The organism is Aeromonas sp. S16(2024) (genome assembly GCF_041403065.1).
Taxonomy (GTDB): Bacteria; Pseudomonadota; Gammaproteobacteria; order Enterobacterales; family Aeromonadaceae; genus Aeromonas.
Genome location: NZ_JBGLQX010000017.1, coordinates 47,391 through 69,144, shown reverse-complemented (window position 1 = coordinate 69,144; position 21,754 = coordinate 47,391). Strand labels below are relative to the sequence as shown.

Genomic DNA, 21,754 nt, shown 5'->3' with positions numbered 1-21,754 from the left:
CAACCGGGATCCTCGCTTTCTCCCGTCTGGAGAAAGATATCAAATTCCTTTAAAATCATTGCTATAGATGAAAATTCACAATCCTGCCCCCCCTGTGTATAGCCGGGCATGGATCGGTTACAAAAACAGCGATCCTCTGTCAGGATCAAACTTGTCCACCCCTTCTCGCCAACAGGAGCCCCTCATGCCCGCCAATCCACAGTCAGAGCAGGAATTGATGGCACGCGCCTACGCCATGGCGGGCTTCACCCTGGCCCAGCTCGCCGCGACGGCCGGTATCCCGGTGCCACGGGATCTCAGGCGGGACAAGGGCTGGATCGGCCAGTTGATCGAGTGGCAGCTGGGCGCCAGCGCGGGCAGCCGCCCGGAGCAGGACTTCCCCGATCTCGGCATCGAGCTCAAGACGATCCCGATCGATCCTCAGGGCAAGCCGCTGGAAACCACCTTCGTCTGCGTGGCACCACTGATCGGAGTCAGTGGCCAGCGCTGGGAGGAGTCCAATGTGTGCAACAAGCTGTCGCGGGTACTCTGGATCCCGGTGGAGGGCAGCCGCACCATCCCCGTCGGTGAGCGCCGAGTCGGCATGCCGCTGCTGTGGAGCCCCAGCGAAGAAGAAGACAGGTTGCTGCGCCAGGATTGGGAGGAGCTGATGGACATGATAGTGCTGGGGGAAGTCGAGCAGATCAGCGCCCGCCACGGCCAGGTCATGCAGCTGCGCCCCAAGGCGGCCAACAGCAAGGCGCTGACCCGCGCCATCGGCCGCAATGGCCAGCCGATCCAGACACTGCCACGGGGCTTCTACCTCAAGATTGACTTCACTCACCAGCTGCTTCGACGTCATTTCGCCCTGCCTGCCTGACGATTGCTATCAACATTCTTGTCATAAAGTGATATAAAAACGACCAGCGCTACTTTCTTCGCAGTCAGTGACAAGGAGTCGATATGCCGATCAACAAGCAATTTCTCAAGTCCCGCCCCGAGGTCAAGGTGACCTTCGCAGTGGAAAAAGAGGCCGCGGGCGAGGCCGAACAGGTCTTGCTGCTGGGGGAGTTCAGCCAGTGGCAACCCATTGAATTGAAAAGAATGAAGAGCGGGGAATTCAAGGCGACCCTCAACCTTCCCACCGATGGCCCCAGCCATTTCGAGTATTGCTACCAACTGGTGCAGCCGGACGGGGAGACCCGTTATGACAACGACTGGGAAGCGGACGACTACGTGCCCGGCCCCTTCGGGCGGGACAACTCTGTGGTGCGGGTCAGCCAGCCTGGCTGAAGCCGGTCTGCGCGAAACGCACATACAAAAAAGGCTCGCCAATGGCGAGCCTTTTCACTACCTGTCGAGCTATTCGTCGACATACCGACACCAATTCGAATCGAATTAGTTGAGCTTCTCTTTGATACGAGCAGCTTTGCCGGACAGGTTGCGCAGGTAGTACAGCTTGGCGCGGCGAACATCACCACGACGCTTCAGTTCTACACTGTGGATCAGCGGAGAGTGAGTCTGGAATACACGCTCAACACCTTCGCCGTTGGAGATCTTGCGAACGGTGAAAGCAGAGTGCAGACCGCGGTTACGCTTGGCAATGACGATGCCTTCGAAAGCCTGCAGACGCTCTTTACCACCTTCTTTAACACGAACTTGAACACGTACAGTGTCGCCCTGGGCAAATGCCGGGATGTCGGTACGCAGTTGCTCTTGTTCAAGCTGCTGAATAATCTTGCTCATTGTCTTTCCTTACCTAGGATAAACTGAAAACTCTACTTAACGCTGTCACGCACTTCGCGGACATACTCGGCAAGAAGTGATTCTTGCTCGTCAGTCAGAGCTAGGTTGTTAATAAGTTCCGGCCTTCTCTGCCAGGTTCGTCCGAGCGACTGCTTGAGACGCCAGCGCCGAATCACTTCGTGATTGCCGCTTGTCAGCGCCTCGGGCACCGCCAATCCATCCAACAACTCCGGCCGAGTGTAGTGGGGATGATCCAGCAGGCCATCCGTGAAGGAGTCCTGCTCGGCACTGGCCTGATCGCCCAAAACCCCGGGGACCAGACGCGAAACCGCATCGATCAGGGTCATGGCAGGCAACTCGCCACCACTTAACACGTAATCCCCGATAGACCACTCTTCGTCGACTTCGGTTTGTATCACGCGTTCATCGATACCTTCGTATCGACCGGCGACCAGAATCAGTTTCTGATTCGTCGCCAACTCGGTTACGCCCGCTTGAGTCAGCTTGCGCCCCTGAGGAGAGAGATAGATGACTTTCGCCCCGTCTCCCGCCGCTTGCTTGGCTGCATGAATAGCATCACGCAGCGGCTGAACCATCATCAGCATCCCAGGCCCACCACCATAAGGACGATCATCGACCGTACGGTGTTTGTCGTGGGTGAAATCCCGCGGGTTCCAGCACTCAATCTGCAGCAGGCCACTCTTGACGGCCCGACCCGTTACCCCGTGCTCGGTAATGGCTCGGAACATTTCCGGGAAGAGGCTAATCACCCCAATCCACATAAGAAACCTCCGGCACCCGTGTTAGCGCGGGAAACTAGAAACCAGGATCCCAATCAACTTCGATTGTTCGAGCAGTCAGATCAATGTTCTTGATCACCTGCTCTTCCAGGAACGGGATCAGCCGCTCCTTTGCACCAAAGGCATCTTTTACATTGGCCTCAACCACCAACACATCGTTGGAGCCGGTTTCCATCAATTCGGTCACCTTGCCCAGGTCGTATCCCTTGGTGGTCATCACGGAGCAACCAATCAGGTCACGCCAGTAGAACTCACCTTCAGGCAACGCAGGCAACAGATCGGCGGCTACGCCAATCTCGACATTGGTCAATGCCAGGGCATCCTCGCGCACATCGATACCATCGAGCTTGCAGATCAGACCCTTGTTGTGACGCTTCCAGGCCGAAACCTGAATCTCACGCCACACCCCGTTCTGATTGATCAGCCAGGGGTTGTAATCGAAAATCGCTTCGGCAACATCGGTGAAGGAGTTCACTTTAAGCCAGCCCTTGATGCCGTAGACGGTACCCAGGGTGCCCAGAACTATAGGTTTTTCCACCTTAACTCCTTACCGCTTGGCTGATTAAGCAGCTTTTTTAGCGTCTTTGATCAGCTTGGCAACACGGTCAGAAACAGTGGCACCAGTAGCAACCCAATGCTCGATACGAGCCAGGTCCAGGTTCAGCTTTTCAGCGTTACCAGCAGCAACCGGGTTGAAGAAACCAACGCGCTCGATGAAGCGACCGTCACGGGCGCAACGGCTGTCAGAAACTACTACCTGGTAGAACGGACGCTTTTTCGCGCCACCACGTTGTAAACGAATGGTTACCATATCGTCCTCATGAACATCTAATGAACAAGGCCTGCAAATACGCAGACCCTAGCTTAAAATAAGCCGCGTAATTCTACTTGGATTCGTAATAATTGCAACCAAGCCTGCTATTTTTTGCGCAGGAGTTGGCATGAAAAAGGCTCACCGCGGTGAGCCCTTTTGCCTGACAAGCAGGAGAATCAGAACGGACCGCGTCCGCCGCCACCGAATCCGGGGGGCAGCATGTTCTTCATCTGGCCCATCATCTTGCGCATGCCACCCTTGCCGGACATCTTCTTCATCATGCGCTGCATCTCGGTGAACTGCTTGAGCAACTTGTTCACGTCCTGCACCTGCATGCCGGAACCCGCGGCGATGCGACGCTTGCGGGAGCCCTTGATGAGATCGGGATGAGCACGCTCCTTGGGCGTCATGGAGCTGATGATGGCCTCCATCCGCACGGTGATCTTGTCATCCATCTGATCTTTCACGTTATCCGGCAGACCGGACATGCCGGGCAGCTTGTCGAGCATGCCCATCATGCCGCCCATGTTGCGCATCTGGGCCAGCTGCTCGCGGAAATCTTCCAGATCGAAGCCCTTGCCGCTCTTGACCTTGCTGGCCAGCTTGGCGGCTTTCTCCTTGTCGACGTTGCGTTCCACTTCCTCGATGAGCGACAGCACGTCCCCCATGCCGAGGATGCGGGACGCGAGTCGGTCCGGGTGGAAGGGCTCAAGGGCATCGGTCTTCTCGCCCATACCGATGAACTTGACCGGCTTGCCGGTGATGTGGCGCACCGACAGGGCGGCACCGCCGCGGGCGTCGCCGTCCGCCTTGGTGAGGATGACGCCGGTGAGCGGCAGCGCTTCGTTGAACGCCTTGGCGGTATTGGCAGCATCCTGACCTGTCATGGCATCCACCACGAACAGGGTCTCGACCGGCTTGATGGTGGCGTGAAGATCCTGGATCTCCGCCATCATCTCGGTGTCCACGTGCAGACGACCGGCGGTATCGACGATCACCACGTCATAGAATTTCTTGCGCGCCTGATCGATGGCGGCGGTGGCGATCGCCACCGGCTTCTGGGTCACATCGCTCGGGAAGAAATCGACCGAGATGTCATTGGCCAGGGTCTCGAGCTGCTTGATCGCCGCCGGGCGGTAGACGTCGGCACTGACCACCAGCACCTTCTTCTTGTGGCGCTCCTTGAGCAGCTTGGCGAGCTTGCCCACAGTCGTGGTCTTACCGGCACCCTGCAGGCCCGCCATCAGGATGATGGCCGGCGGCTGTGCGGCCAGATTGAGCTGCTCGTTTGCCTCTCCCATGACGGAGACCAGCTCGCCATGCACTATCTTGATGAAGGCTTGGCCCGGGCTCAGGGACTTGGCCACTTCCTGGCCGACGGCACGTTCTTTCACGCGGGCAACGAAGTCACGCACCACCGGCAGGGCCACGTCCGCCTCGAGCAGCGCCATGCGCACTTCACGCAAGGTATCCTTGATGTTCTCTTCGGTCAGCCGGCCACGGCCACTGACATTGCGCAGGGTGCGCGAGAGTCGTTCAGTCAAATTCTCAAACATGACGCATTCCGATTCTTGGCGTAACTAGTGGGGCATTATACCCCAGTCAGCACTGTGAGGACGATTACTCACCGCTTGTGGCGGTGACCCGCCATCGAATGAGCGGGTGTAACAAATGGAGGGCATTATACCCCAGTCAACGCCGGAGGACGATTATTCGCCGCACGGGGCTGTCAGCTGCTACTTATATATGGGCAGTTAGCCCCTGGCACAACTGGCGAGCATATCTTGTGCAAGGTATACTGCCCCTCTTATCCATAAAAGCTTGTTCGACAACGACCTGGTTATGATCGTGATCTCTGTTCTGGCCCTGGCGTTTTACCTGCTGGCCATCATCGCCTCTCTGCACCTGCTGCTCAGCGCCAAGCCCGTCGGGCAGGTGTCGCTGTTTGCCTGTGTCGGCCTGGCCCTGACCGCCCATGGTGTGGCGGTGGGCAGCGAGGTGCTGGCCACCCATTCCGGCCAGAATCTCAGCATGTTGAACGTCGCCTCCCTGGTCAGCCTCATCATCAGCTGCTTCATGACCTGCGTTACCCGCCGTTTCAACGGCTGGATCCTGCTGCCCGTGGTCTACAGTTTCTCGGCCTTGCTGCTCGCCGCCAGCGCCCTCATACCGGGTCGCTACATCACCCACCTGGAAGCGCATCCCCAACTGCTGCTGCACATCGGGCTCGCCTTGATGGCCTATTCGGTACTGATGATCGCCTGCCTGTTCGCGCTCCAGCTTGCCTGTCTGGATCGGCAGCTGAAGTCCAGAAAGATAAGCCATCTGCCGGCCATGCCGCCCCTGATGACGGTGGAGAAGCGCCTGTTCCAGCTCATCTCCGCGGGCCTCTTGCTGCTGACGCTCTCCATCGCCTCGGGTCTGTTCTTCCTGGAAGACATGTTCGCCCAGGGCAAGTCCCACAAGGCCATCCTCTCGATCCTGGCCTGGTGCGTCTATGCCTTGCTGCTGTGGGGTCACCACACCCGTGGCTGGCGCGGTCGCAAGGTCATCATGCTGAGCCTCATCGGCAGCGTCATCCTGACCCTGGCCTACTTTGGCAGCCGCTTCGTCAAGGAAGTCTTGCTGAGCTGACGGTTCAGCCACCCAAACACCACCCCAACAGGAGCCCTTCTTGGACAGTATCTCAACGAGCACATTACTGATTGTTCTCGTTATCTTGATTGTGTTGTCAGCCTTCTTCTCCAGTTCCGAAACCGGTCTGATGTCCCTCAACCGCTACAAGTTGCGGCATCTGGCCCAAACCAAGCACAAGGCAGCCCGTCGGGTCGAAAAGCTGCTGGCCCGACCGGATCGCCTGCTTGGCCTCATCCTCATCGGCAACAACCTGGTCAACATCCTGGCCTCCGCCATCGCCACCATAGTCTGCATCCGGCTGTTCGGGGATCTCGGCGTCGCCATCGCCACCTTCGGCCTCACCCTGGTGGTGCTCGTGTTCGGGGAAGTCACCCCCAAGACACTGGCGGCCATGTTTCCCGAGCGCATCGCCTACCCCGCCTCCTGGGTTCTCAAGGGGCTGATGGTGCCCTTCGCCCCCCTGGTCTGGCTCATCAACAGCATCACCAACCTCTTGCTCAAGCTGCTGCGACTGGAACATCGCAAGGATGACTCCCTCAACACCGAAGAGCTGCGCACCATAGTCAACGAGGCGGGCAGCCTCATTCCCCAGCGCCATCAGGAGATGCTGATCAGCATTCTGGATCTGGACAAGATGACGGTGGAAAACATCATGGTGCCGCGCAGCGAGATCTCTGCCATCGACATCAACGATGACTGGAAGAGCATATTGCGCCAGCTGGCTCACTGCGCTCACACCAAGATCCTGCTCTATCGCGACAATATTGACGACGTTGTCGGATTTTTACACTCTCGTGATGCCCTCAGGCTGGTCGCCAAGGACCAGTTCAGCAAGTCCAGCCTGCTGCGGGAAGTCGATCCCATTTACTTCATTCCACAGGGCACCCCCCTCAACGTGCAGCTGGCCAAGTTCCAGCGCAACAAGGAGAGGATCGGGCTGATTGTCGACGAGTATGGGGATATCCAGGGGCTGATCACCCTGGATGACATCCTGGAAGAGATAGTGGGCGACTTCACCACCTCCATGGCCCCGGCGCCGAGCGACGAGATCCACCCCCAGCCGGACGGCTCCTTCCTGGTGGAAGGCTCCGCCAGCATCCGCGAGCTGAACAAGGAGATGCACTGGCACCTGCCCATCGACGGCCCGCGCACTCTCAACGGGGTGATCCTGGAGTACCTGGAAGAGATCCCCCAGCCCAACATCAGCGTCAGGCTGGCGGGTTATCCCATCGAGATACTCGAAGTGGAGAACAACATGGTGAAGATGGCGAGGATCATGCCACACCTCTACCGTAACGAGTCAGGTTACGAGGATTGAAAAAAGGCTGCCGATGGCAGCCTTTTTCGTCTCACTCGCTCTCGTCATCCGGCTCCAGCACCAGGGTCGGGATCAACTCGCCGAACACCTGCTGCAGCTCGTCGCGGTTGGCCAGCAGATCTTGCAGCGTATAGCCGTCCATCACCGCAAGGAAGGCGTTCATCGCCTCCTTCAGGGCACTCTTGAGCAGACAGACGGAAACGATGTGGCACACCGGCGAGTTGCAGTCGATGCCGTCCAGATTGCCCTCCAGCGCCCGGATCACCTGGCCTATGTTCACGCTCTCAGGGGAACAGGCCATGCGGATCCCGCCATTCTTGCCACGCTGGGACTGCAGATAACCCAGCTTCACCAGCTGATTCACCACCTTCACCATGTGATTGCGAGAGACGTCATACAAGGCAGACACCTTGGCCACGCTCGACAATTCCCCCTCCGGCAACGTGGCCAGATAGAGCAGGGCTCTCAATCCAAAATCGGTATAGCTTGTTAGTCTCATAGTGCCTGTGGCGCATAGCGCAAAGAATTGATGATTGATCCAGATCAATTAAACATTTAGGATGCAACTTATTAAGTGACATTCCAGATGTTCAATTAGAAAGGACCTCCTATGTTAGACCAAGCCACCATCGCCGTCATCAAGAGCACCATTCCTTTGCTCGAATCGGCGGGGCCTGCCCTCACCCAGCACTTCTACCAGCGCATGTTCAACCACAACCCCGAGTTGAAGGATGTGTTCAACCTGGCTCATCAGCGCAGTGGTGGTCAGCCCCTGGCCCTGTTCAGTGCCGTGGCGGCCTACGCCAGGAACATCGACAACCTGGGGGCCCTGGCCGGAGCTGTGGAACGCATCGCCCACAAGCACACGGGTTTCCTGATCCAGCCGGAACAATATCACATTGTGGGTAGTCATCTCTTGGCCACGCTCAAAGAAATGGGTGGCAACGCGGTGACGGACGAGGTACTGGAAGCCTGGGGCAAGGCCTATGGCGTGCTGGCCGACATCTTCATCGGTCGGGAGGGTGAGCTCTACCGGGAGAAGGCGAGCGAGCTCGGTGGCTGGCAGGGGACCCGCCCCTTCCTCATCAAGGAGAAGCGCCAGGAGAGCGAGCTTGTCACCTCCTTCGTGCTGGCCCCCGTCGACGGCAAACCCGTGCTGCGCTTCAAGCCGGGGCAATATATCAGCATCCGGCTCAATCACCCGTCGCTGGAGCATCAGGAGATCCGTCAATACTCCCTCTCCGATGCCCCCAATGGTCGCGACTACCGCATTAGCGTCAAGCGCGAGCCCCAGGGCCAGGCCTCCAACCTGCTGCATGACCAGCTTCACATCGGTGACGAGGTGGCGCTGATGCCACCGGCAGGGGACTTCTTCCTGCAAACCGAGCCGACCACCCCAGTGGTGCTGCTCTCCGCTGGGGTGGGTCTGACCCCCATGCTGAGCATGCTCAACCAGTTGCTGGCCGAGCAACCAGAAACTGAAATCCGCTGGCTCCATGCCTGCGAGCATGGCGCCCACCATGCCTTCAAGGAAGAGATCCAGGCCAAGAGCCGCCAGCATGCCAGCTTGCAGAGCCGGGTCTGGTACAGGGTGCCTGCCGAGCAGGACGTGCAGGGGAAGGACTACGACTTCAGCGGCACCCTGGTGCTGGAACAGGCCACAGGCCTCATCCCGGCCAACGCTCACTACTACTTCTGCGGCCCCCTGGGCTTCATGAAGGCGGTGAAAGATCAGCTGAGCAGTTTGGGCGTGCCTGCCGACCGGATGCACTACGAGGTATTCGGCCCCCATCAGGATCTCTGATCCCGCCTCCTGCCCGGGGAAATGCACAAGGCCCACGAACTCAGGTTCGCGGGCCTTGTTGTATCGAGTGGCCTGGCCTGCCGGGCTTAGCGCATCGCCTTGGCGCGGGCGATGGCATTGGCGGGCATGCGATTGCCGAGCCGGCTCAGCAGGCTAGCCGCCTTCTGGTGGGTCGCCTTGTCGCCGATGACGGCGCCGTGCAGCCAGTGGTAGGCCTCCTCGTAATCCAGCGGACTGCCCATGCCCTGCAGCAGCATCTCGACCCACTCTATCTGGGCCCGCTGGAAACCCAGGCTGGCGGCCTCCCGCATCAGGGTCTCGGCCCGCACCAGATCCTTCTGGACCAGGATGCCTTTCCAGTAATAGCGCCCCAGCTGCTCCAGTGCGGGAGCCAGACCCTGATTGGCCGCCTCCCACATGTATTGCACCCCGATCTGGGCGTCCGGCTTGATGCAGACGCCCCAGGCCAGCATGTCCCCCCACAGGAACTGATAGGCCGGGATCTTCATTACAGAGGCGCGTGCCTCTATGTCCTGGGTCAGCTGGCACCTGTCCTGCTTCACCCGGGTCAGATGACGTCCCTGCTCTATCCAGTTGAGCAGCTCGTCCTGCCGATAGAGCGGCACCGCCTGCAGCTCTCCCGTAGCCAGCGTCACCGGCGTCACCGCCCTGGGCAGCGGTGCCGCCGCCGGGGCTGATGCCACTGGGGCGGGTGCATCAACGCTCGACAACACAGGGGCCGGAGCAGCGGCAGCCGTAGGCAACGCTGCCGACGCAGGGGCAACGGCAGCCGCCGGCACCGCGGCTGAGGGTACAGGTGCGGTGGCCGGTAGGGTCGCTGATGCAACCTGTGCTGGCGCTGAGGCGGTCGATGGCAAGGCCGCCGAGGGCGCCGGGACGGGGGCGGCCGTCACCGTCGCCGACTGGGTTTGCGTGGCCGCCGAGATCGGCTCGGCCCCCTGCAAGGGGAGGCTGCATAGACCGACGAGGCCGATGAGGGTACTGGGTTTCATCATAGGGATCTCCTGCTGCCCTCTTTATCGGCAGCCGGGTCCATCTCCTTAGTCCGTCATGGCAAACCCCGGAAATGACAAAGGGGAGCCTGGGCTCCCCTCATGATCGACGCTGCGGCTTACTTGACGAAGTCGACACCCAGCTGGATATCGGCCTTCAGGGTAGCCAGCATGCTGTCCATGGACTCTTGCTCGAAGGCGCTCAGCTTGCCGTAGTCCAGCACGCTCTCGACACCATTCTTGCCCAGCAGCACCGGCTGCGCGAAGAAGGTGGCGTGCTCGCCGTTGCCTTCCACATAGGCGCACTCGATGACATTGGCTTCGCCCTGCAGACCCTTGATGAGGGACAGACCGAAACGGCAGGCTGCCTGACCCATGGAGAGGGTGGCAGAACCGCCACCGGCCTTGGCTTCCACCACTTCGGTACCGGCATTCTGGATGCGCTTGGTCATGGCAGCCGCTTCTTCCGCGGTGAAGCTGGCCCCTTCGATCTGGGAGAGCAGCGGCAGAATGGTCACGCCACTGTGGCCACCGATCACGTTGACACGGATCTTGTCGATGTTCAGGCCCTTGGCCTCGGCCACGAAGGTCTCGCCACGGATGACGTCCAGGGTGGTCACGCCGAACAGGCGGCGCTTGTCATAGACACCGGCCTTCTTCAGCACTTCGGCGGCGATGGCGACCGTGGTGTTGACCGGGTTGGTGATGATGCCGATCAGTGCTTTCGGGCAGGAGGCGGCACACTTCTCCACCAGGTTCTTGACGATACCGGCGTTGATGTTGAACAGATCGGAACGATCCATGCCGGGCTTGCGCGCCACGCCGGCAGAGATCAGCACGACATCGGCGCCGACCAGAGCCGGGCTCGGATCTTCACCGCAGAAACCTTTTACTTTCACGTCAGTCGGGATATGGCTCAGGTCCGCCGCCACGCCCGGGGTGACCGGGGCAATGTCATACAGGCTCAACTCGGAACCGGCAGGCAGGCGATTTTTCAACAGCAGAGCAAGGGCTTGGCCGATGCCACCGGCGGCACCCAGAACGGCAACTTTCATGATCAACTCCATGTCTAAGCGTAGGTTTAAGGTTGTTTCTAGTTGGGTTAACGCTGTTTCTTATTGTGCGCCTCACCTTAAAGGATCCCCTGCTAAAAAACAATCTGATAACAGTTGTAATCACGGGTTCTGTGAGCCAGGGAGCAAGCGGCGACGAAAGCGGAGAGGAATATGCGATAAATGAGAGGAAAGACACAGATTTCCTGTGTCTCCCTCACCATTAAGAGGTAAATACGACTGCTTCAGGACTGGAATGCCAGTGCCCGCTTCTCGCACCAGCGGAAACCAATTGTTAACAATCCATTCATGGTCAGGTAGAGGCCCCCGGCCACGGTGAACACCGCCAGGGTGTCATAGGTCTGGGCGTTGAGACGCTGGGCCAGCCCCATGATGTCCATGATGGTGATGGTGCTGGCGAGCGAGCTGCCCTTGAGCACCAGGATCACTTCGTTGGAGTAGGCGGGTACCAGCCGACGGGCCGCGTGGCGGGTCTTCATCCACAGAGTCTGGCCGGCGGAGAAGCCGAGCGCCCGGCAGGCTTCCACCTCGCCTGCGGGGATGGCGTCGAGCGCCCCCTTGAACAACCGGGTGGAGTAGGCCGCGGTGTTGAACCCGAGCGCCAGCACGGCGCAGAACCAGGGTTGCTTGAGCAACGGCCAGAGCGGCCCCGCCTTGAGCCATTCAAACTGGCCAGGCCCGTAGTAGATGAGGAAGATCTGGATGAGTAGAGGCGTGCCGGTGAAGACCAGCACCCACAGCTGCACCAGCTGGGTCGCCACCGGAATGCGGCGCTCCAGCACCCAGGTCATGCCTGCCGCCATCAGCACGCCAAGCAGCAGGCTGAACACGGTGAGCTGCAGGGTAATCGCCAGCCCCCCCAGCAGGGTCATCAGGTAATCCTGCATGATCAGCCTCCGTAACGACGGGTATAGCGAGCCGCCTGCTTGAACCCGCAGTCACTCAGCTGACTGAAGACGGTCGGTTGCAGGGTAATAACAAATCCCCCCGGCAGGGTCATCAGGTAATCCTGCATGATCAGCCTCCGTAACGGCGGGTGTAGCGGGACGCCTGCTTGAGGCCAAATTCACTCACCAGGCTGATGGCCAGATAGATGAGGGCGGCCGCGGCGTACCAGGTGAAGGGTTCATAGGTGCTGGCAGAGGCCATCTGGGCCTGGCGCATCATCTCGTTCACCCCGATAAGCGACACCAGGGCCGTGTCTTTGAGCAGCACCAGCCACTGGTTGCCCAGCCCCGGCAAGGCATGGCGCCAGGCCTGGGGCAGCACGATGCGAAAGAAGATGTGACTCTTGCCGAGGCCGAGCGCCAGCGCCGCCAGCCGCTGCCCGGCGGGCACCGCATTAAGGGCGGCCCGCAGGGTCTGGGTGGCGTAGCTGGCGAACAGCAGGGAGAGCGCCAGCACGCCACAGGCGAACGGGCTGAACTCCACATACTCCCCGGTGATGAGGAAGAGCACCTGGGTCGAGCCGAAGTAGATGAACAGCACCACCAGCAGCTCGGGCAAACCACGAATGAGCGTGGTCAGCGTGGCCACGGGCCACACCAGCCAACTGCGCTTGCTGAGCTCGGCGGCGCTGAACGCCAGCGCAAGCGCCATGCCCCCGACCAGTGATGCCAAGGCCAGCCCCAGGGTCATCCAGGCTGCATCCAACAACAGGCTCAGCATGGCTTACTGCGCGAAGTACTTGTCGAAGATCTTCTGATAGGTGCCGTTGGCCTTGATCTCGGCCAGCCCCTTGTTCAGCTGGGTCAGCAGCTCCTGGTTGCCCTTGGCCACCGCGATGCCAAAGCCGGTACCGAAGTACTTGGCGTCGGTCACCGGCGTGCCGATGACGCCGTACTCCTTGTGCTGCTTGAGCCAGTCGGCGGCGACCGCGGTGTCGGCGAAGACGCCGTCGGTGCGACCGTTCATCATGTCGAGGAAGGCGCTCTGGTAGCTGGCGTAGGGCACGGTCAGCAGACCCTTGCTCACCCAGTTGTCCACCAGGTAGGACTGGTGGGAGGTGCCGTTCTGCACGCCGACCGTCTTGTCCACCAGCTCTTCAGGCCCCTTGAAGGCGCCCTTCTTGGCCACGAAGACCGCGGAGTTCTCGTAATAGATGTCGGAGAAGTCGACCTGGGCGGCCCGCTCCGGGGTCACGTCCATGGCGGCGATGACGGCGTCATAGCGACGGAACTTGAGGCTGGGGATCAGGCTGTCGAAGGCCTGGTTGTGGAAGCTGCACTCCAGCTTGGCCTGCTCGCAGACGGCGCGGGCCAGATCGATGTCAAAGCCCTGGAACTCGTTCTTGTCGTCCAGGTATTCGAACGGCGCATAGGTGGCCTCGGTGGCGAACTTGATCTCCTTGGCCAGCACCGAGGTGCTCAGCAGACCCATGGCAGCAACCAGCAACAGACTCTTTTTCATGACAGCTTCCTTATCGATTCAGTATCAATGCATCAAGAATTCGGCAAACCGGCTGGTTTGCGGGGATTGGAAGATGGCGGCGGTGCCGGATTCGATGATCCGCCCCTTCTCCAGATAAATCACCTGACTGGCCACCTTGCGGGCGAACTCCACCTCGTGGGTCACCACCACCTGGGTGATGCCGGTCTGGCTCAGGGTGCGGATGATCTCCGCCACCTCTTTGGTTATTTCGGGATCGAGGGCCGCGGTCGGTTCATCGAACAGCAGCACCTGGGGATCCATCATCAGGGTTCTGGCGATGGCCACCCGCTGCTGCTGGCCGCCGGAGAGTCGCGCAGGCCAGGCATCCCGCTTGTCGGCCAGCTGCAACTGGGCCAGCAGGTAGGCGCCCTTCTCGATGGCAGCCTCGCGGCTCATGCCCAGCACCTTGATGGGGGCTTCGATGAGATTCTCCATCACGGTGAGATGGGGCCAGAGATTGTACTGCTGGAACACCATGCCCACCTTGCGGCGCAGGGCCTGGGCCTGACGGTTGAATTCCGCGGCAGAGAGGCTGGACGGGAAAGAAAATTCACTGTCAGCGATGCGCAGCACACCCGCATCCGGGGTATCCAGCAGGTTCATCATCCGCAGCAGCGAACTCTTGCCCGCACCGCTCGGGCCCAGCAATACCAAGGTCTCGCCGGGTGCAGTCCGGAAGCTGACCTGTTGCAGTACCGGCACCTTGTGCCAGGATTTTTCGATGCCGATTAATTCGATACCCATACAGCCCAATTGAATAAGTTTTCAAAATTTCGTCCTGATTCTAGCGCCAGCATAAGTTGATGCAAGCTATATTTGAATCAATATGCAGAACAAGCGCCGCTTCCTTGCCAAAACAGGCATATGAATGCAAAATAGCAGCGCTGTTCGTATCTGCCGCCTGAGCGTGACAGGCGGTCACCTCCCTCATTCGTGAGTCCAAGATGAAACATAACGACAAGCAAGAAAAACTGGCCAAGGCCTTTAAAGCCTTGCTGAAAGAGGAGCGCTTTGGCTCCCAGGCAGAGATAGTCACTGCCCTGCAAGAGATGGGCTTTGAGAACATCAACCAGTCCAAGGTCTCGCGCATGCTGAGCCGCTTCGGCGCCGTCCGCACCCGCAATGCCAAGATGGAGATGGTCTACTGCCTGCCGGTGGAGCTGGGTGTGCCCACTACCTCCAGCCCGCTCAAGAATCTGGTACTGGATGTCGACCACAACGGCGCCCTGGTGGTGATCCACACCAGCCCGGGTGCGGCCCAGCTGATCGCCCGCCTGCTCGACTCCCTCGGCAAGGCCGAAGGTATCCTCGGCACCATAGCCGGTGATGACACCATCTTCATCACCCCGACCAGCGACACCGACATCGAAGAGCTCTACCTCTCCGCCCTCGAGCTGTTCGAACAGACCCCCTGATCGGGTCGCGCTCGCGCCACCTGAACGAAAAATCCCGGCCAAGGCCGGGATTTTTGTTTCTGCGCGATCCGCAAGTGGGCTTAGTTGCCCCGGGCGACCAGAAAATCGATGGAGGGGGCGAAGAAGGCGGCCCCTGTCACCGCCCTGGTGAAGCGCAGCAGGTGATCGAAGTGGCTGCCCTCCCCCTTGTACATGCTGGCCAGCATGGCGTTGAAGTGCAGCGGGGTGCGGCAGCAGGAGATGAAGTAGAGCCCCTGCTCGGTCATGGTGCCCCAGGGCATGCTCTGGCGCAGTATCTCCATGGACTCTCCCTTCGGAGTCTTGAGGTTGACCCGCTTGATGTGGGAGGTCAGGGGTTTGTCGGCCGACTCGTACTCGATGTTGTCCGCCTTGGTACGGCCTATGATGTCCTCCTGCTCCTTCAGCGCCAGCTTCTCCCAGTCGCTCATGGCGTGCACCCAGCGCTGGACATGAACGTAGGAACCGCCGGCAAACTCACCCCCGTCGATCAGCGCCACTTCGGCCCTGTGCTCACCCTGGGGGTTCTCGGTACCGTCGACGAAACCGGTCAGATCACGGCAATCCTGGTTGCGAAAACCGCGGACTTCCTCGGCCAGCTCCACCAGTCCGGCCAGCAGGGCCATGACACGATGGCCGGCGTGATGGAGGACGTCCACCCGATCGGCGCGCAGCTGCACGAACAGATCGAACGGGGTGTTAGGCGCCTTGTTGCCATTGGCCTCCTGCGCCATAAAGCCACGGAACTGGGGCGGACGGGCGGCCGGGTAGATGGCATCCCAGCCCTCGGCGCCGACGGCGACCAGACCGCTGAAACCGGCGTCGGGGAAATCGGCGCTCACCGCATCCCACAGAACCGGCAGCCTGGCCAGACGGGTGGCCAGCTCGACACCGTCACCGGTGCGATTGAACATCAGATAGAGGGCATGCAGATTCGGCTCTGCGCAGATCCCGGCTTGGGCTTTCATTTCTCTCTCCAAAGACATTGGCTATGGGCGTGGCGCGATTATAAACCGGAACGGGGTCAATTCCTTGATTTCACATCACTATCAAGGCATCTGTTCGAACAGCACCAGGGCATGGGGGGCCACGGTCACCCGCGCCCTCTCCCCTTCGAGAGGCTCCCCTATGCTGGCCTCCAGCACCTGGCCGGCGCACTCCACCAGCACCCGGCAGTGATGGCCGAGGAACTGCTGCTCCCGCACCAGCAAGTCGCCGTCGGCGGCGGCCGCCAATGCCAGCTGCTGGGGCCTGAGCATCAGCTGCAGCCGCTCTCCCGGGGCGCGACCGTGCGGCTCATGGCCACAGATGACCCCGAGCGCTGTCTGCACGCAGTGGCTGTCCGCCACCTCGGCCGCCAGATAGTTGACCCCGCCGAGAAACTCCGCCACGAAGCGGTTCTCGGGGCGGCGATAGAGTTGCTCCGGCTGACCCACCTGCTCGATGCGACCGGCCCGGAACAGCGCCAGCCGATCGGCGAAGGCGAACGCCTCCTCCTTGCTGTGACTGACGAAGATAGCGCCTATCCCCTGACGCTTGAGCAGGGTGCGGATCTCCAGGATCAGCTTCATCCTCACCTGGGTATCGATGTTGGAGAAGGGCTCGTCCAGCAGCATCAATCTGGGCTTGCAGACCAGGGCGCGGGCAATGGCGACCCGCTGCTGCTGACCACCGGAGAGCTGATGGGGATAGCGATCCCCCAGCCCCTGCAGGTTGACCAGGGTCAGCGCCTCGTCGATCTGCTGCTGGCGGCTGTCGCGAGGCGCCCGGGTCAGCCCGAAGCCGATGTTCTCGGCCACCGTCAGGTGGGGGAAGAGGGCGTAATCCTGAAAGATCATGCCGATGTGGCGACGCTCAGGCGACACCGTCACGCCGGGCCCGTCCAGCAGGGTCTCACCGAGATGAATACGGCCTTCCGCCAGCGGCAGCAGACCGGCGACCGCCTTGAGCAGCGTTGTCTTGCCACAGCCACTCGCTCCCAGCAGGCAGACGATCTCGTTGTCGTCCACCGTCAGGGAGAGCTGCTCCAGCACGTTCTGGCCGTTGTAACGGCAGCTAACCTTCTCTACTTGCAAGCAAGACACGACTGACTTCCTCTCGTTTCTGGCGGTGCGCGGCCTTTCGGCCAAGCACACCGTATGCAATTTCATTGGCCGGCGTGGCGACTCAGTGCCCCGGACTGTCCAGGCTGCGGTTGACCCAGATAAGCGGCACCAGCCCCACCAGCACGATGACGATGGCGCCGAGCGCCCCCCGCTCCAGCATCTCGTCCGAGACGAACTGGTAGACATGGGTCGCCAGGGTCTCGAAGTTGAACGGCCGCAGCAGCAGGGCCGCGGGCAGCTCCTTCATGGATTCGATGAACACCAGCATGGCGCCGGCAAAGAGGCCCCGTCGCACCAGGGGCAGATGCACCCGGCGCAGCATGCCCCCCGTCCCCTGCCCCAGGGAGCGGGCCGCCATGTCGAGGCTGGGGGAGATCTTACCCATGCTGCTCTCCACCGAGCCGATGGCGATGGCCACGAAGCGCACCAGGTAGCCGAATACGATGGCGGTGAGGGTGCCGGTCAGCAGCAGACCTGGCCCCTGCATCCCGAGCCACTCGGCCAGATCGTTGAGACCAAAATCCAGCGCCGTCAGCGGCACCAGCACCCCGATGGCGAGCACAGTGCCCGGCATGGCATAGCCGGTGGCGGCGATACGCAGGGGCAGCAGGCTGCGGGTGCCGCCATCGAGGCGGCGGAAGAAGCCGAGCAGCAGGGCGATGGCCATGGCTAGCAGGGCAGTCAGGGCCGAGATAGCCAAGCTGTTGCCAGCGAAGCGCACGAATTCCGGCGTCCACGAGAGTTCGAAATAGCGCACCCCGTAATCCAGCAGGATCACGAACGGCAGGCCAAAACCGGCCAGCACCAGTCCCCAGCACCAGAACCCGGCCAGCAGACGGCTCGCCCCCTTGAGGGGGTAGCGCAGGGGCTGCTCATGGCCCATGGATTTCTGGAATACCTGCTGGCGCTGGCGGGAGCGGCGCTCCAGGGCGATGAGCAACACCACCGCCAGCAGCATCAGGCAGGAGAGCCGGGCTGCGGTGGCCAGGCTGCCGTAACCGAGCCAGGTGTCGTAAATGGCCGTCGTCAGGGTGTTGATGGCAAAGAAATGGACGGTGGCGAAGTCCGCCAGTGTCTCCATCGCCACCAGCGACGCCCCCACCATGATGGCGGGACGGGCCAGGGGCAGGCTGAGGCGACGAAAGCTCTGCCAGGGGGTGCAGCCGAGCAACCGGCTGGAGTGAATGAGGCTGACCGACTGCTCCAGGAAGGAGGCGCGCGCCAGCAGATAGACGTAGGGGAAGAGCACCAGCGCCAGCACCCAGGCGGCACCGCCGAGGGAGCGGATGGCCGGGAACCAGTAATCGGCCGGACTTTGCCAGTCAAACAGGGATCTCAGCCCCGCCTGCAGCGGGCCCGAGTAGTCGAGCAGGTCGGTATAGACGTAAGCCACTATGTAGGAGGGCATGGCCATGGGCAGCATCAGCGCCCACTGCAGGGCGCGGCGCCCCGGCACCTGGCACATGGCGACCAGCCAGGCGGTGGGCACCCCAAACAGCAGGCTGAGCAGCACTACCCCCAGCACCAGCCCTGAGGTGTTGCCAAGGTAGTCGATCAGTACCGTATCGGCGAGGTGGCGAAACAGCTCTCCGTCTGCCGAGAAGGCAGAGAAGATGAGGGCAAGCACCGGCAAACCCAGCAGCAGGGCGGTGGCCCAGCTGCCGGCAATCCATCCACAATTTTTCATGAGTCCACAGCGATTGATGGGGCCTTAGGCCCCATCTGATTACAAGTCGAATTTCACTTCATCCAGCAGCTGCAAGGCGTCCTTGCGGTGCTTGGCATAGTCGCTGACCGGCATGGGGTCAGACTTGAAACTGCCCCAGGACTTGACCATGGCAGAAGGCTCGACTCCGGCCTTGACAGGATACTCGGCATTCACATCCGCATACATGTGCTGGGCGGTGTCGCCAGAGAGGAATTCCATCAGCTTCTGGGCGGCTTCCTTGTTCTTGGCATACTTGGTCATGGCCACGCCGCTCACGTTGACGTGGGCACCGCGATCAGCCTGGTTCGGGAAGTTGATCTCGACCGCGTCGGCCCAGGACTTCTGCGCCGGGTCTTTCAACATGGCGCCCAGGTAGTAGCTGTTGCCCAGGGAGACATCACAGATACCGTCCTTGATCGCCTTGACCTGATCCCGGTCGTTGCCTTGCGGCTTGCGCGCCAGATTGGCCTTGACCCCTTCCAGCCAGGTCTTGGTGTCCGCCATGCCGTGATGGGCGATCATGGACGAAACCAGCGCCACATTGTACTCGTGCTTGCCGCTGCGGGTACAAATTTTTCCTTTGAATTCAGGCTTGACCAGATCTTCGTAGCGGATGGTGTCGAGCTTGCCGAGACGATCCTTGCTGGAGTAGATGGCGCGCACCCGGGTAGTCAGGGCGAACCACTTGTTGTCCGGATCGCGATAGATGGCGGGGATGTTCTCCTGCAGCGTCTTGCTGTCCACCGGCTGCACCAGATCCTTGTCCACCAGATCGGTCAGACGGCTGATGTCGACAGTCAGCATCAGATCCGCCGGGGAGAGCTTGCCTTCGCGCTCCAGGCGCTCGTTCAGCCCCTCTTTGGCAAACACCACATTGACCTTGATCCCGGTCTCTTTCTCGAACTGCTGGATGATGGGCTTGATCAGCTCATCCTGCCGATTGGAGTAGACATTCACTTCAGCGGCGGCAAAGGCCGACTGGGCGATCAGCGAGGAGAACACCAGCGCCAGCATCTTCATTTTCATCATCCATTCCTTGTCTGTGCATAAAGTGATAACCATTTTCGTTTGCATTCTGCATGAATCAGGATGAGAGGATCAAGGCGGTTTGCAGAGGTAGGGCCACATATTTAATCACTGCTAAAACAAAAAGACCGGATGGAATCCCACCCAGTCTCTCCATGATCACGCATTCTCTTTTGCTATCGACCCGGCAGGGCCTGAGCGCTCAACCCGGTCGGCTCAGTGGCCGGGGCCCTGGCGCGGGATCACAGCGCCTCGTCGTCGCTCTCGCCGGTACGGATGCGCACTGCCTGCAGCAGGTCATAGACGAAGATCTTGCCGTCCCCTATCTTGCCGGTATAAGCCGCCTTGCAGATGGCCTCGATCACCCCTTCCACGTTCTCGTCGGCGGTGGCGATCTCCAGCTTTACCTTCGGCAGGAAGTCGACCTGGTACTCGGCCCCCCGGTATAATTCGGTGTGCCCCTTCTGGCGACCAAAGCCCTTGACCTCGGACACGGTCAGCCCCTCGACGCCCAGGTTGGCGATGGCCTCGCGCACATCGTCCAACTTGAAAGGTTTGATAATCGCAGTAATCAGCTTCATCTGGTTGCTCCCAATCCATGGTATGTCATGAAGAGGTCATCAATTCTTGTGCCAAGTATTTTTATTGTTTATTTTCATAAAGATAGCCATTAACCCTTGGGCCATTTCGGCTCAGGATCACCAAGGAAGCGCATCTCGCCCCATAATGAGGCACCAAGCTGCACCAGACTCCCTTGATGCACCAAATGAGAGCATCACCCCATGTTAGTCATCTCCAACAGCGTGATCATTCCCTGGCATGAGCTGCAGTTTCAGACCATGCGCGCCCAGGGTGCCGGGGGCCAGCACGTCAACAAGACGGACTCCGCCGTCTGGCTGCGCTTCGATTATCGCGACTCCCCCAGCCTGCCGGATCTCTACAAGGAGGGGCTGGAGAAACTGAGCGACAGCCGGGTCCACGATGGTTTCATCCAGATCAGGGTCGAGACCCACCGCAGCCAGGACATGAACCGCAAGGAGGCCATGAGCCGCCTGACCGAACTGCTGAAAAAGGCCGCCTGGCGTCCCAAGGCCCGCCATGCCACCAAGCCGACCCGCAGCTCCCAGCGCAAGCGGGTCGACGCCAAGAAGCGCAAGGGCGAGATCAAGTCGGCCCGTGGCAAGCCCGGGATGGAGTGAGCCGTTCAGGCCGAGGAAAAGAGACTCATGAGATACAGCTTTTGTGACAGCGCCCAGGGCCCCCTGCTGGTCGCCATCGACCAGGATGGCCTGCGCTTCGTGGAGTTCGTGCGAGGGGAGCAGCCAGTGACCCCCAGAGCGCAGTGGCAGCGGGACGATGTGGCCCTGGCCCCCTACCTCGAGCAGTTCGAGGCCTATTTTGTCGGCCGGCTGCAGCACTTCACGCTGCCGCTCGCCGCCAGAGGCACCCCCTTCCAGCAGTCGGTGTGGCGCGCCCTGTGCGACATCCCCTACGGCGAGACCGTCAGCTACCTCGAGATTGCAGAGGCCATCGGCAACCCCAAGGCGGTGCGGGCCGTCGGGGCGGCCAACGGCCGCAACCCGCTCAGCATCATAGTGCCCTGCCACCGAGTGATAGGCAGCAGCGGCGCGCTGACGGGGTACGCTGGCGGCATCCCCATCAAGCGCTGGCTGCTGGCATTGGAGCAACAGACTGTCGACAACTTCACGCTGACGCCACCGGGCGTTTAGCAAAATGAACACAGCATGAAGAATCGCCTCAGAAGGGCTTCAGACTGGAAAAGGCATGATGCACTCACACTTGGATGGCACGGCTCATCCCTCATTCAAGTGGCACCCATGTGACGCTTCCAATCTGTCTTTTTCCCG

General features: G+C 60.6%; 27 protein-coding genes. 8 read left to right on the top strand and 19 right to left on the bottom strand.

The genetic code is table 11. The annotated features are described in order from the left end of the window. Nucleotides 1-184: 184 nt before the first annotated feature. Both mutH and ACB030_RS13870 read left to right on the top strand, forming a co-directional pair. Entirely contained in the window at nt 185-859 is a 675-nt protein-coding gene (gene mutH, locus ACB030_RS13875) for a DNA mismatch repair endonuclease MutH (RefSeq protein WP_371160521.1), read from the top strand. Between the two features lie 83 nt (nt 860-942). Next, nucleotides 943-1,272, top strand: a complete 330-nt coding sequence (locus ACB030_RS13870) for an isoamylase early set domain-containing protein (protein ID WP_025325698.1) — start codon at nt 943-945, stop codon at nt 1,270-1,272. A gap of 105 nt (nt 1,273-1,377) precedes the next feature. Here ACB030_RS13870 and rplS read toward each other — a convergent pair whose 3' ends face one another. From rplS to ffh, 5 genes are all read right to left on the bottom strand, one after another. Next, complete coding sequence (gene rplS / locus ACB030_RS13865) at nt 1,378-1,725, bottom strand: 50S ribosomal protein L19 (RefSeq protein ID WP_005313505.1); 348 nt, start codon at nt 1,723-1,725, stop codon at nt 1,378-1,380. 32 nt (nt 1,726-1,757) lie between these two features. Continuing rightward, entirely contained in the window at nt 1,758-2,507 is a 750-nt protein-coding gene (gene trmD / locus ACB030_RS13860; protein ID WP_011704631.1) for a tRNA (guanosine(37)-N1)-methyltransferase TrmD, read from the bottom strand. 34 nt (nt 2,508-2,541) lie between these two features. Next, nucleotides 2,542-3,063 (bottom strand): ribosome maturation factor RimM, encoded by a 522-nt coding sequence (rimM, locus tag ACB030_RS13855; protein ID WP_005332346.1) that lies wholly within the window; start codon nt 3,061-3,063, stop codon nt 2,542-2,544. 24 nt (nt 3,064-3,087) lie between these two features. Then, the gene (rpsP, locus tag ACB030_RS13850) at nt 3,088-3,336 is read right to left on the bottom strand and encodes a 30S ribosomal protein S16 (protein WP_042649810.1); all 249 of its coding nucleotides are present in this window, start codon (nt 3,334-3,336) and stop codon (nt 3,088-3,090) included. Between the two features lie 179 nt (nt 3,337-3,515). Beyond that, nucleotides 3,516-4,895, bottom strand: coding sequence for a signal recognition particle protein (ffh, locus tag ACB030_RS13845; RefSeq protein ID WP_171269302.1), 1,380 nt, complete (start codon nt 4,893-4,895; stop codon nt 3,516-3,518). Nucleotides 4,896-5,181: 286 nt separating this feature from the next. On the opposite strand from ffh, the gene ACB030_RS13840 reads away from it, so the two are divergent. Both ACB030_RS13840 and ACB030_RS13835 read left to right on the top strand, forming a co-directional pair. Further along, entirely contained in the window at nt 5,182-5,973 is a 792-nt protein-coding gene (locus ACB030_RS13840) for an inner membrane protein YpjD (RefSeq protein WP_041204421.1), read from the top strand. 40 nt (nt 5,974-6,013) lie between these two features. After that, the gene (locus tag ACB030_RS13835; RefSeq protein WP_139436845.1) at nt 6,014-7,294 is read left to right on the top strand and encodes an HlyC/CorC family transporter; all 1,281 of its coding nucleotides are present in this window, start codon (nt 6,014-6,016) and stop codon (nt 7,292-7,294) included. A gap of 31 nt (nt 7,295-7,325) precedes the next feature. On the opposite strand, the gene ACB030_RS13830 is transcribed toward ACB030_RS13835, so the two are convergent. Then, entirely contained in the window at nt 7,326-7,793 is a 468-nt protein-coding gene (locus ACB030_RS13830) for an Rrf2 family transcriptional regulator (RefSeq protein ID WP_025325692.1), read from the bottom strand. A gap of 111 nt (nt 7,794-7,904) precedes the next feature. Between ACB030_RS13830 and hmpA the strand changes: the two genes are divergently transcribed. Next, on the top strand, nt 7,905-9,098 hold the full coding sequence (hmpA, locus tag ACB030_RS13825; protein WP_371160516.1) for an NO-inducible flavohemoprotein: 1,194 nt from the start codon (nt 7,905-7,907) through the stop codon (nt 9,096-9,098). Between the two features lie 86 nt (nt 9,099-9,184). On the opposite strand, the gene ACB030_RS13820 is transcribed toward hmpA, so the two are convergent. The 8 genes from ACB030_RS13820 to ACB030_RS13785 all read right to left on the bottom strand — a co-directional run bounded on the left by ACB030_RS13820 (nt 9,185) and on the right by ACB030_RS13785 (nt 14,358). Then, nucleotides 9,185-9,775 (bottom strand): tetratricopeptide repeat protein, encoded by a 591-nt coding sequence (locus tag ACB030_RS13820; protein ID WP_371160593.1) that lies wholly within the window; start codon nt 9,773-9,775, stop codon nt 9,185-9,187. Between the two features lie 40 nt (nt 9,776-9,815). Continuing rightward, the gene (locus tag ACB030_RS13815; RefSeq protein ID WP_371160514.1) at nt 9,816-10,076 is read right to left on the bottom strand and encodes a hypothetical protein; all 261 of its coding nucleotides are present in this window, start codon (nt 10,074-10,076) and stop codon (nt 9,816-9,818) included. A gap of 154 nt (nt 10,077-10,230) precedes the next feature. Continuing rightward, nucleotides 10,231-11,166, bottom strand: coding sequence for a malate dehydrogenase (mdh, locus tag ACB030_RS13810; RefSeq protein WP_139436852.1), 936 nt, complete (start codon nt 11,164-11,166; stop codon nt 10,231-10,233). Between the two features lie 242 nt (nt 11,167-11,408). Further along, entirely contained in the window at nt 11,409-12,071 is a 663-nt protein-coding gene (gene artM, locus ACB030_RS13805; protein ID WP_265435316.1) for an arginine ABC transporter permease ArtM, read from the bottom strand. Between the two features lie 2 nt (nt 12,072-12,073). Then, entirely contained in the window at nt 12,074-12,199 is a 126-nt protein-coding gene (locus ACB030_RS13800; RefSeq protein WP_371160512.1) for a hypothetical protein, read from the bottom strand. Nucleotides 12,200-12,201: 2 nt separating this feature from the next. Beyond that, complete coding sequence (artQ, locus tag ACB030_RS13795; protein ID WP_106885003.1) at nt 12,202-12,852, bottom strand: arginine ABC transporter permease ArtQ; 651 nt, start codon at nt 12,850-12,852, stop codon at nt 12,202-12,204. A gap of 3 nt (nt 12,853-12,855) precedes the next feature. After that, nucleotides 12,856-13,593, bottom strand: a complete 738-nt coding sequence (locus ACB030_RS13790) for a transporter substrate-binding domain-containing protein (RefSeq protein WP_005332335.1) — start codon at nt 13,591-13,593, stop codon at nt 12,856-12,858. Nucleotides 13,594-13,617: 24 nt separating this feature from the next. Further along, nucleotides 13,618-14,358, bottom strand: a complete 741-nt coding sequence (locus tag ACB030_RS13785) for an ATP-binding cassette domain-containing protein (protein WP_106885004.1) — start codon at nt 14,356-14,358, stop codon at nt 13,618-13,620. A gap of 200 nt (nt 14,359-14,558) precedes the next feature. On the opposite strand from ACB030_RS13785, the gene argR reads away from it, so the two are divergent. Further along, complete coding sequence (gene argR, locus ACB030_RS13780) at nt 14,559-15,029, top strand: transcriptional regulator ArgR (RefSeq protein WP_005308670.1); 471 nt, start codon at nt 14,559-14,561, stop codon at nt 15,027-15,029. Nucleotides 15,030-15,109: 80 nt separating this feature from the next. Here the strand turns inward: argR and ACB030_RS13775 are convergent, their stop codons facing one another. The 5 genes from ACB030_RS13775 to glnK all read right to left on the bottom strand — a co-directional run bounded on the left by ACB030_RS13775 (nt 15,110) and on the right by glnK (nt 20,467). Beyond that, nucleotides 15,110-16,015: a Dyp-type peroxidase gene (locus tag ACB030_RS13775; protein WP_371160508.1), complete on the bottom strand. Its 906-nt coding sequence runs from the start codon at nt 16,013-16,015 to the stop codon at nt 15,110-15,112. An 81-nt stretch (nt 16,016-16,096) separates the two neighbouring features. After that, nucleotides 16,097-17,131 (bottom strand): ABC transporter ATP-binding protein, encoded by a 1,035-nt coding sequence (locus ACB030_RS13770; RefSeq protein ID WP_371160506.1) that lies wholly within the window; start codon nt 17,129-17,131, stop codon nt 16,097-16,099. 82 nt (nt 17,132-17,213) lie between these two features. Then, nucleotides 17,214-18,839 carry an ABC transporter permease gene (locus ACB030_RS13765; protein ID WP_371160504.1) on the bottom strand — a complete coding sequence of 542 codons (1,626 nt, stop codon included), beginning with the start codon at nt 18,837-18,839 and terminating at the stop codon, nt 17,214-17,216. A gap of 39 nt (nt 18,840-18,878) precedes the next feature. After that, nucleotides 18,879-19,886, bottom strand: a complete 1,008-nt coding sequence (locus tag ACB030_RS13760; RefSeq protein ID WP_371160502.1) for a Fe(3+) ABC transporter substrate-binding protein — start codon at nt 19,884-19,886, stop codon at nt 18,879-18,881. 242 nt (nt 19,887-20,128) lie between these two features. Further along, complete coding sequence (glnK, locus tag ACB030_RS13755; RefSeq protein WP_005332325.1) at nt 20,129-20,467, bottom strand: P-II family nitrogen regulator; 339 nt, start codon at nt 20,465-20,467, stop codon at nt 20,129-20,131. 201 nt (nt 20,468-20,668) lie between these two features. Between glnK and arfB the strand changes: the two genes are divergently transcribed. Then, nucleotides 20,669-21,085 carry an alternative ribosome rescue aminoacyl-tRNA hydrolase ArfB gene (gene arfB / locus ACB030_RS13750; RefSeq protein ID WP_005332323.1) on the top strand — a complete coding sequence of 139 codons (417 nt, stop codon included), beginning with the start codon at nt 20,669-20,671 and terminating at the stop codon, nt 21,083-21,085. A 27-nt stretch (nt 21,086-21,112) separates the two neighbouring features. Next, complete coding sequence (locus ACB030_RS13745) at nt 21,113-21,616, top strand: methylated-DNA--[protein]-cysteine S-methyltransferase (protein WP_371160499.1); 504 nt, start codon at nt 21,113-21,115, stop codon at nt 21,614-21,616. The last annotated feature ends 138 nt before the right edge of the window (nt 21,617-21,754 follow it).